The sequence below is a fragment of the Youngiibacter fragilis 232.1 genome (assembly GCF_000495435.3).
GTDB lineage: Bacteria > Bacillota > Clostridia > Clostridiales > Clostridiaceae > Youngiibacter > Youngiibacter fragilis.
Genome location: NZ_AXUN02000213.1, coordinates 1 through 7,163 on the forward strand (window position 1 = coordinate 1; position 7,163 = coordinate 7,163).

6 protein-coding genes are annotated in these 7,163 nt (G+C 47.4%); 5 read left to right on the top strand and 1 reads right to left on the bottom strand.

Annotated features, from left to right (window positions below; genetic code table 11):
• Positions 1-153 precede the first annotated feature (153 nt).
• Positions 154-1,170: a GntP family permease gene (locus tag T472_RS16315; protein ID WP_023388064.1), complete on the top strand. Its 1,017-nt coding sequence runs from the start codon at positions 154-156 to the stop codon at positions 1,168-1,170.
• A gap of 174 nt (positions 1,171-1,344) precedes the next feature.
• Here T472_RS16315 and T472_RS16320 read toward each other — a convergent pair whose 3' ends face one another.
• The gene (locus T472_RS16320) at positions 1,345-2,727 is read right to left on the bottom strand and encodes a sigma-54 interaction domain-containing protein (RefSeq protein ID WP_023388065.1); all 1,383 of its coding nucleotides are present in this window, start codon (positions 2,725-2,727) and stop codon (positions 1,345-1,347) included.
• 319 nt (positions 2,728-3,046) lie between these two features.
• Between T472_RS16320 and T472_RS16325 the strand changes: the two genes are divergently transcribed.
• From T472_RS16325 to T472_RS16340, 4 genes are all read left to right on the top strand, one after another.
• Positions 3,047-3,904, top strand: coding sequence for a beta-keto acid cleavage family enzyme (locus tag T472_RS16325; protein WP_023388066.1), 858 nt, complete (start codon positions 3,047-3,049; stop codon positions 3,902-3,904).
• Positions 3,905-4,035: 131 nt separating this feature from the next.
• Positions 4,036-5,352: an acetyl-CoA hydrolase/transferase family protein gene (locus tag T472_RS16330; RefSeq protein WP_023388067.1), complete on the top strand. Its 1,317-nt coding sequence runs from the start codon at positions 4,036-4,038 to the stop codon at positions 5,350-5,352.
• Between the two features lie 46 nt (positions 5,353-5,398).
• Entirely contained in the window at positions 5,399-6,139 is a 741-nt protein-coding gene (gene fabG / locus T472_RS16335) for a 3-oxoacyl-ACP reductase FabG (RefSeq protein WP_023388068.1), read from the top strand.
• A 26-nt stretch (positions 6,140-6,165) separates the two neighbouring features.
• Positions 6,166-7,163 (top strand): thiolase family protein (locus T472_RS16340; protein WP_023863723.1); only part of this gene is annotated, 998 nt, incomplete at its 3' end.

Genomic DNA, 7,163 nt, shown 5'->3' on the forward strand with positions numbered 1-7,163 from the left:
GGCTCATAGATTTCCAGAAACTGTTTAGCTAGTTCCATCAGCCTTGGGTCCCTTTTAATTTTTGCCATGTTTAAAACCTCCGATTTAAGATTATTATAATCTTAAGTCAGAGGTCCAAACACAGAATTTTCTACACTCTCTTCAAAGAGAGCGGTGCTTATCGTATATCTCATAACTGTAGTTCTCACTTACGGCGGAATAAGCCTTTTCGTGGCAATCTTCGCTGTTACACCGATAATCATGGTCCTCTTCAAGGAGGCTGACATCCCGAGAAGACTTGCAATCGGAGCATTCGTTGCCGGATCAGCTACAGTCAGTATGACTGCAATGCCAGGAACACCGGCACTCACAAACGTAATACCTACCAGATTCCTTGGAACATCAATCACAGCTGCACCTACACTTGGTATTGTAGCTACGATAATGATGTCAGTGATGATCCTTGTTTACCTCAAGTGGGAAGAAGGAAGACTCAGGAAGCTGGGAGAACACTTCTCATACATTCCAGGTACAGACCATACCATGTATGAAGTTGACAGGGCTACACTCCCATCAGCTACACTTTCATTCATACCGCTGATGGTAGTTGTGGGTATGATCATAGGTCTCAAGGGACTTATACCTAATGCTGCAGCACTTATAGTATTGGCTATGATTACAGCTTCTGTTGTTGCACTTGCTTTCTTCTGGAACAGGATCAAGGACAAGAAGGCTACGATAAACACAGGTCTTGGCGGTGCCATTGGCGCTATTGCAGGTCCTTGCGCAGTTGTAGCATTTGGAACACTCGTACAGAAATCTCCTGCATTCATCGACGTGGTTGCCTGGATCAACAGCTTCCAGATGAACCCTTACTGGACAGGTACTATTGCTACAGCGATAATATCCGGTGTAACAGGATCATCATCAGGCGGACTTACAATAACTCTCCAGACCTTCGCTGAACAGTTCAAGACATCAGGCGCAAATCTTCCGATACTTCACAGGCTCATATCCATTGCAGCAGGAAGCCTTGACTCACTTCCACATTCCAGCGGACTCTTCATCATGTTCAGCTGGCTTGGACTTACGCATAAGGAAGGCTACAGGTTTGTTGGAGTCGTATCGGTAATTGTCCCGCTCATTACATTCGTTATACTGACGACTTCAGTCATTGCAATGGGACTCTAACCAAGGCAAATTAGCATAATCACTGACTTCTGAGCATTAAATGAAAATGATTCTGAAAAGCTGTAACGCTGATCAGAATCATTTTTTATTGCTTCTTCGAATTGTAATTGCAGAATATGCTTAAGGAACCAGAAACCATGACTTAGTAAGCCGAACTATGACCTGAGTTTGGTATCAGTCTATTCCGTGCTTCTTCATCTTGTCATAAAGCACGCTTCTGTTTATTCCAAGTGCTTCTGCAGCCTTTGTCTTGTTTCCTTTCGATGTGAGGAGTGCCTTTATGATCAGCTCCTTTTCAGCAACATCCCTTATATCATCTAGAGTCTTAGGGGATTCAGCAGCTGCAGGGGGTTCGCCATTCTTGAATATCTTCTTCATCAGGAACTCAAAGTCATCAACCTCTAGCACCCCTATCTTCTTCATTACTGAAGCCCTTTCGATGACATGCTCAAGCTCGCGGATGTTGCCTGGCCAGTTGTAGTTCCGAAATAGCTTCAGTGCAGAGACATCAATTCCTGAGATGCCAAGTCCATGGGTCCTGTTGATCTTGTCTATGAATATCTCGCAGAGAGCAGGTATGTCCTCATATCGCTCCCTGAGGGGAGGAATGTTAAGCTCTACGACATTTATCCTGTAATAAAGGTCTTCCCTGAACTTTCCGGTCCTTACCAGTTCCTCTATGTTCTGGTTGGTGGAGCTTATTACCCTTACGTCTATCTTTATCGTCTTGAGACCGCCCACACGTTCAATCTCTCTCTCCTGGAGCACTCTCAGAAGCTTTGACTGGAGCTCCAGCGACATCTCCCCGATCTCATCGAGGAGTATCGTGCCGCCATTTGCAAGCTCGAACTTTCCTATCTTACCGCCCTTCACAGCACCAGAAAAGGCACCATCCTCATAGCCGAACAGCTCTGATTCAAGAAGGTCCTTCGGTATGGCAGCGCAGTTGATCTTGACGAACTTGTTCTCATATCTTCCGCTCATCATATGTATCGCATTTGCGAAGACTTCCTTGCCAGTACCTGTTTCGCCTGTAATGAGGACTGAAACAGGTGAGTCTGCAATCTTTTCGACAACATTCTTCAGCTTTTGCATGGAAGTCGAGTTGCTTGCGATTGAGTCGATTGAGTAGATCTCTTTCCGGAGTTTCTTTATCTTGCTCTTGTAGATGAGGTTCTCGTTCTTAAGCTTTTCTATTGTCTTGCTCATGGCATCCACCTGGTCCATGCCAAGTGTCAAAGTAGAGAGCACCCCGAGTACCTTCCCTTCATCATCCTTGATGAGGATCCTGTTGCAGAATGCGAGGTCCTGGTTCTTTAGGACGAAGATATCTCCGATGATCTCATTTCCTGTCCTCAGGACATACGGAATCCTTGAATTGGGAATTATCTCGAGTACTGGTTTTCCGATATAGTCATCATCGTAGATCCCAAGGAGCTCCTTGTAGGACCTGCTGATAAAGACTACGTTTGCATTTTCATCAGTGATTATCGACAACGGCATCGAGTTCACAGCATGCTTCATTATGTTTTCGATTTTCTCTTTAGATAATCCCATTTGCAAAACCCCCTCGTGAAAACGAAATCAATTTAAAGTATAACACTAGTTTCATGCAAATATACAATTGTGATGAAATTAACGAAATTTGTTTCGGACTCTTGAGATACTGTTAAGGCTGTTGTATTGATATCCCACAATTATCGTCTCTGAACTGTCGGATTGTGAGACAAGTTTTTCTCTTATTCCTGTAAAAGCCCCCGGAATCATTACGTTTACAGGGATTGGCTGTTTGGCATGGTTTTTGCTTTATATGCAGTGAAAGAAATCATGCCAGGATACTATTCCAGGCAAAAACCACAAATGAGAGGAGATAAATATGGGAACTGAACTCAAGAACAAGGTAATAATCACTGCTGCGCTAACCGGTGCTGTAACAAAGAAGGAGCTTAATGAGGCGATTCCGCTTACCCCACATGACATTGCCGAGGATGCATACGCATGCTGGAAAGCCGGAGCTTCTGTCGTCCATCTTCATATGAGGGATGAGGATGGCAATGGGACAATGGACAGGGAAAGGTTCGCTGAAACAATAAAACTTCTCAGGGCACACGAGGACTGCGATGTGGTAATATGTGCGACGTCGTCGGGAACGACCACTTACAAGGCAAATGAAGATGCGAGGATGGAGCATTTCAAGACGATACCTGAAATTGAGCTTGGATCCTACGATGCCGGATCCATGAACTTCGGAGGAGCCTTCCTTTTCGACAATAACCCACAGTTCCTCGATAAACTTGGAAAGACTTACCTTGACTACAACGTAAAACCGGAAATCGAGATATTTGACATGGGCATGCTGAGCAATGTCGAGTATCACCTGAAGCAGGGCACGCTTGTAGGGCCTCAGTACTACCAGCTTGTGCTTGGTGTAACAGGGGGAATGAAGGCGACAGTAGAGAACCTCGTTTATCTGTACAACCATTTGCCGGCAGGTTCCACATGGTCAGCATTCGGTATAGGTACTGGACACATGCCGATAATGTACGCGACACTGGCGCTTGGCGGAAACATAAGGGTCGGACTTGAGGACAACGTGTACTATTCCAAGGGAGTAAAGGCGACAAATGTCATGCTTGTCGAGAGGGCTGTAAGGGCTGTAGATGTATTCGGCAAGGAAGTTGCCACATCCTCCGAGGCAAGGGAGATCCTTGGTCTGAAGCAGCTGGAGAGATAAGAAAAGGCAAGTTGTTGAAAAGGAATCTGCAATAGCATTGTCAAAAGTGTCTCTTCACCGGGACACTTTTTTCAAGGCTGACCATGATGACGGGCTAGCACAAAATTTGTATCTACAGGAGCAGGTGAAGAATGGATTGGAAGGATGACTATAGGAGGAAACTTGTATCGGCTGATGAGGCTGTGAAATGCATCAGGTCAGGCGACCGTGTTTTCATCGGCGCTGCCTCAAGCATCGCACAGACACTGGCAGATGCCCTTTACGGGAGGATGGATGAGCTTCATGGCGTGACCTTGTGCGGGGCGCTGATCGCTACTCCGCAGAAGTGCTTTGGAAGGGATGCCAAAGGTCACTTCAGTTTCTCCACCTTCTTCATGGGGCCGCAGGAAAGGATTGGATTTGAGAATGGCGTGGTCGAATACAGTTCCATACACCTCAGCAGGATAGACCACTGGTGCAGGACTGTAGCAAGGCCGAATATCGCATTCCTTGATGTTTCGAAGCCTGATGATGAAGGGTATGTAAGCTTCGGGGCAACTGGCCCGGCGCTTTTTGGAGATGTCCTGAGATCCTGTGAAATGGTAGTCCTGCAGGTCAATGAGAGGACACCATATGTATATGGCCAGGAAAACCGGATGCATATCAATAGTGCTGACATCATCGTCGAAACTAGCCATACTCAGCCATATTCAAGGGATTCTGAACCTGATGAGGAAGAGAAGGCCATCGCCTCCCACATCATAAGTGAGATCCCTGACGGTGCAACCATCCAGCTTGGAATTGGAAGGATAGCCGGAGCCGTCGGCTATGGTCTGAGAAACCACAGGGACCTGGGGGTCCATACCGAGCTCATGACTGATTCGATGAAGTACCTTTATGAAAAAGGTGTTATCACTGGCAGAAGAAAACGCCTGATGCCAGGAAAGATGACTGCGTCATTCACATTTGGCTCACCGGAGCTGTATGACTTCCTGGACAGGAATGATGACATGCATTTCGCTCCTTATACCTATGTGAACAATCCATATACCATAGCTCAGCTTGACGACTTCATGTCCATCAACACGGCACTCATGGTCGACCTTACAGGGCAGGTATACTCGGAGTCAATAGGGTTGAACCAGTACAGCGGTACTGGTGGTCAGCTCGATTTTGTCCGCGGGTCCCAGATGTCCAGTGGAGGGAAATCCTTCATTGCCCTATCCTCCTCTGTTGACAGCAGGAAGCTTGGCAAGAGCAGCAGGATAGTACTGTCTGCACCTCCAGGTACTGTCGTTACAACTCCAAGGACTGAAGTGCAGTATGTTGTGACTGAGTACGGCCGTGTCAATCTCAAGGACCTGACAATGCAGAAAAGGGCTCTGGCGCTGATTGAAATTGCTCATCCTGATTTCCGGGAGGATTTGCTCAAGCAGGCCATGAAGGCAGGCTTGCTGGGGAAAGCCTGAAGATCAGTATTGCTCGAGCATTCTGTTATAGTAAGGGGTGAATATAGTGGTTTCAGATATCAAGGTTGCACTGGTTACCGGTTCTGGAAGAGGCCTGGGAAAGGCGATAGCATTGAAGCTTGCCTCAGATGGGATAGATATTGTGGTCAATGACATGGATGCGAGGACAGCCATGGAGACAGCTGATGAGATAAGGGCATTGGGCAGGAAGGTGCTCGTATCGGGTGCGAATGTTGCGGATACGGTACAGGTTGAAGAGATGTTCGAGGATATCAGGGAGTGTTTCGGAAGGCTGGATATCCTGGTCAACAATGCCGGAATCACCAGGGACAGCACGTTCCTCAAGATGACCTCGGAAGAGTGGCAGCAGGTCCTTGATATCAACCTGACAGGAGTGTTTAACTGCACCAAGCCTGCTGCGATTATGATGAAGGACGCAGGATGCGGAAAGATTGTAAACCTGTCCTCAATCTCTGCGCAGAGTGGAAACATAGGTCAGGCTAACTATTCGGCTACAAAAGCCGCTGTCATCGGTATTACAAAGACACTTGCAAGGGAGCTTGCGGTGTATAATATTAATGTGAACGCAGTTGCACCAGGCCTTATAAGGACACCGTTGACTGATGCGATACCTGACAAGGTAATGGCAAGGATGCTGGATTCAATACCTTTAAAAAGGATAGGTAAGCTTGAAGACATAGCAAACCTTGTAAGGTTCCTCTCTTCGGAGGAATCATCGTATATTACAGGTCAGGTCATAGGCTGCAATGGCGGCTGGTACATGTAGCACACTTTATGCAAGGAGGCAGGGTAATGAAGGATGTTGTAATTGTAAGTGCTTCAAGGACTCCGATAGGGAGCTTCATGGGTTCTTTTTCTGATGTGCAGGCAAAGACTCTTGGAGCAGTGAGCTTAAGGGAAACTATCAGAAGGGCTGGAATAGATCCGAGGATAATCGATGAGGTCATAATCGGGAATATCAGCGGAACTGACCCTAAGGGAAATCCTGCAAGGGAGGCGGCGCTTGATGCCGGTATACCAATAGAGGTGCCGGCCTTCACTGTAAACAAGAACTGCGCATCAAGCATAAAGAGCGTATCCCTTGCAGCAACTATGATAAAGGCCGGGGAGGCCGATATCATGCTTGCGGGGGGCATGGAGAACATGACAAGGATCCCCTACATAATAAGAAACGCCCGCAAAGGACTGAGGATGGGGAAGGACACTATTGATGACCTTCTGTCTGACCTTCTTGAGGGAATGGGGATGACAGCGGAAAGGCTTGCTGAAAAATACGGTATCAGCCGTGATGAACAGGACAGGTTTGCCTATTCCAGCCAGATGAAGGCCGCTAAGGCTATGGAGCTCGGGGCGTTCGATGATGAGATAGTTCCGGTTGATGTAGTAACAAGGAAGGGCACTGTTACAATTTCGAAGGATGAGGGCGTTAAGCCGGGCACGACACTTGAAGGACTTGCAAAGCTCAAGCCCGCCTTCAAGAAGGATGGCACGGTGACTCCAGGCAATTCCTCAACTATCAATGATGCAGGTGCCTCAGTGCTCCTCATGAGCAGTGAAAAAGCCAGGGAGCTTCAGCTCAAGCCTATGGCTAGAGTTATTGGCTGGTCATCTGCAGGGTGCGACCCGGATATCATGGGTATAGGGCCGGTGCCTGCTACGAGGAAGCTTCTTGAGAAGACAGGAATGAAGCTGTCTGACTTCGGGCTTGTAGAGCTGAACGAGGCGTTCGCAGCGCAGAGACTTGCTGTGCTCAGGGAGCTTGACTTCGACATTGACAGGGTGAACGTAAA

Excerpts from the sequence above, each read along its gene's own strand:
- T472_RS16320 (WP_023388065.1), bottom strand. The coding sequence starts at position 2,727 with ATGGGATTATCTAAAGAGAAAATCGAAAACATAATGAAGCATGCTGTG.
- T472_RS16325 (WP_023388066.1), top strand. The coding sequence starts at position 3,047 with ATGGGAACTGAACTCAAGAACAAGGTAATAATCACTGCTGCGCTAACC.
- T472_RS16330 (WP_023388067.1), top strand. The coding sequence starts at position 4,036 with ATGGATTGGAAGGATGACTATAGGAGGAAACTTGTATCGGCTGATGAG.